At 66.0% G+C, this 2,364-nt stretch carries 5 protein-coding genes; 1 reads left to right on the plus strand and 4 read right to left on the minus strand.

Annotated features, from left to right (window positions below; genetic code table 11):
- Positions 1-21 precede the first annotated feature (21 nt).
- Positions 22-195 (minus strand): hypothetical protein, encoded by a 174-nt coding sequence (locus tag N878_RS28465; RefSeq protein ID WP_156350895.1) that lies wholly within the window; start codon positions 193-195, stop codon positions 22-24.
- Positions 196-434: 239 nt separating this feature from the next.
- Between N878_RS28465 and N878_RS17865 the strand changes: the two genes are divergently transcribed.
- A complete protein-coding gene (locus N878_RS17865; protein ID WP_021444948.1) occupies positions 435-989 on the plus strand; it encodes a hypothetical protein in 555 nt (184 codons plus the stop codon).
- Positions 990-1,017: 28 nt separating this feature from the next.
- On the opposite strand, the gene N878_RS17870 is transcribed toward N878_RS17865, so the two are convergent.
- The 3 genes from N878_RS17870 to N878_RS17880 all read right to left on the minus strand — a co-directional run.
- Positions 1,018-1,350 carry a cytochrome C oxidase subunit IV family protein gene (locus N878_RS17870; protein WP_021444949.1) on the minus strand — a complete coding sequence of 111 codons (333 nt, stop codon included), beginning with the start codon at positions 1,348-1,350 and terminating at the stop codon, positions 1,018-1,020.
- 10 nt (positions 1,351-1,360) lie between these two features.
- Positions 1,361-2,050, minus strand: a complete 690-nt coding sequence (locus N878_RS17875; protein WP_021444950.1) for a heme-copper oxidase subunit III family protein — start codon at positions 2,048-2,050, stop codon at positions 1,361-1,363.
- A gap of 6 nt (positions 2,051-2,056) precedes the next feature.
- Positions 2,057-2,364, minus strand: a 308-nt coding sequence (locus N878_RS17880) for a cytochrome c oxidase subunit 3 (RefSeq protein WP_021444951.1), incomplete at its 5' end; no start/stop codon positions are given.

The raw sequence follows: 2,364 nt of genomic DNA on the forward strand, positions 1-2,364 counted from the left end.
GAAGGAGGTGGCCGCCGTTGGCTACCTTGTGCAGGGTCCAAGCAAGAGCCGCGCCAATCGGCTATGGGCCTGGCGGTGCGGGTTCTCGGGCGTTGCGCTGGCGGCGTGCGTCGGCAGCGGCAGGGTCAGCAGGGCCAGGGCCAGCAGGTTGCTCAGCAGGCCTGCCTGGCGCGCGCGGCGATAGCGAGTAGACATGGCGAATCCCCCCTTTCTTGCTGTTCTGCCCTAGGCGTAGCAGACGAATGGCCTGCTGTCACGGCAACGGCTGCAAGAATCGCGCAATCGCCCGTCGTCCGGCGTCTCGGGGCGAAAAACGGTGGTGCTATACTGCAAGCCTGATCAAAAAATAGACAAGTCGCCGCCTGGCGAGCCGCCTACCCGGCGGCGCCTGCGGGACGCTCGGCAGCATGGCAAAGCGAGATGGGAGGTGGGTCATGAATCGGCACTACTACATCAGCGACAACCTGGACGAGCTCGAGCGTGTCGAGCAGGAACTGGAAGCCCAAGGGATCAGCACCGAGCAGATTCACGTGCTCAGCGAGCAGGACGCCGAGGTGGAGCACCATCACCTGCATGACGTGCCTTCGTTCATGAAGCAGGACGTGGTGCACTCCGGCGAGATCGGCGCGCTGGTCGGGCTGGTGCTGGCCGCCGCGGTGCTGCTCGCCGCCTATTGGCTGGGTTGGACGGCCAGCGCGGCGGGTTGGATGCCGTTCATCTTCCTGGCCATCGTGCTGTTCGGCTTCTGCACCTGGGAAGGCGGCTTCTTCGGCATTCAGGTGCCCAATGCGCATTTCCGTCGCTTCCGCCAGTACCTGAAAGACGGCAAGCACGTGTTCTTCGTCGACGTCGAGCCGGAGCAGGAGCCCCTGCTGGCCCAGGTGGTCGGCCATCATCCGCGCTTGAGCGATGCCGGCACCGGTGAGGCGGCGCCGCACTGGATAGTCGCCTGGTTGCAGCGCTGGCACCAGTTCAAGCGCACCATCTGAGATAGCCAGTCGCTGTCCGCCCGGCCGCTCACGGCGCGCCGGGCGCCGGCCCCTGGCCGAAGAACAGCACGCGGCTGAGAAACACGTAGTTCGCCTCGCTCGCCATCAGTCCCACCAGCACCAGCAGGCACAACGGCGGCAGCAGGATGGCGTAGACCATGGCCAGGCGCTCCCAGGCCATGTGCATGAAGATGGCGACGATCAGCCCGGCCTTGAGCAGCATGAACAGCAGGATCAGCGACCAGCGCAGGTAGCCGGCGAGATGGAAGTAGTCGACCAGGTAGGAGAGGGTGCTGAGGACGAACAGCAAGCCCCAGATCTTCAGGTACAGGCCGATCGGATGCTGCTGGGTCTGAGCCATGGCGAGTTCCTCACCAGAGGTAGAAGAAGGCGAAGATGAATACCCACACCAGGTCGACGAAGTGCCAGTACAGCCCGGCGATCTCGACGTTCTGGTAGTTGCCTGTGCGCTCGTAGGCACCGCGCCAGACCTTCCAGGCGACGATGCACAGGTAGAGCACGCCGATCGACACGTGCAGGCCGTGGAAGCCGGTGATCATGAAGAAGCTGGCGCCGAACTGCGCCGCGCCCATGGGGTTGCCCCAGGGCCTGACGCCTTCCTCGATCAGCTTGCTCCATTCGAACGCCTGCATGCCGACGAAGGCGGCGCCGCCGAGGGCGGTGGCCAGGATCAGCGCGGCGGTGCGCCCGCGTTCGCGGCGATAGGCGTAGTTGACCGCCATGGCCATGGTGCCGCTGCTGCTGATCAGCACGAAGGTCATGATGGCGATCAGGATCAGCGGGATGCTCTGCCCGGCGATGGTCAGGGCGAACACCTCGCTGGTGTTCGGCCAGGGCTCGGTGGTGGTCATGCGCACCGCCATGTAGCCGGTGAGGAAGCAGGTGAAGACGAAGGTGTCGCTGAGCAGGAAGATCCACATCATAGCCTTGCCCCAGGGCACCTGGTGGAAGGCCTCCTTGTCCGCGGCCCAGTCGGCGGCGACTGCCTGCCAGGGCGGCGTGGCGGTGTCCGGTGTGGGGTGTTCGCGACGACTGGCCATGGCGGATCACCTCAGGCCGCAGAAGGCGGCGATGGCCTGGTAGGTCTGCGGGCTGCTGGTGAGTACGGCGAACAGCAGCAGCCACAGCCCCAGCAGGTAGTGCCAGTAGCTGGCGCAGAGCTCCACGGCGACGGTGAAGGCGTGCGGCCGGCGCAGCCGCGTGGCCAGGGCCCAGGCCCAGACTGCCAGGCCGCCGAGCAGGTGCAGGCCGTGCAGGCCGGTGAGCAGGTAGAAGAAGCTGTTGGCCGGGTTGCCGGCGAGCGGATAGCCCCAGGCGGCGACGCGTTGCCAGAACCACAGCTGGCCGAGGAGAA

Origin of the sequence: Pseudomonas sp. EGD-AK9 (genome assembly GCF_000465935.2) — a bacterium.
Lineage (GTDB): Bacteria > Pseudomonadota > Gammaproteobacteria > Pseudomonadales > Pseudomonadaceae > Aquipseudomonas.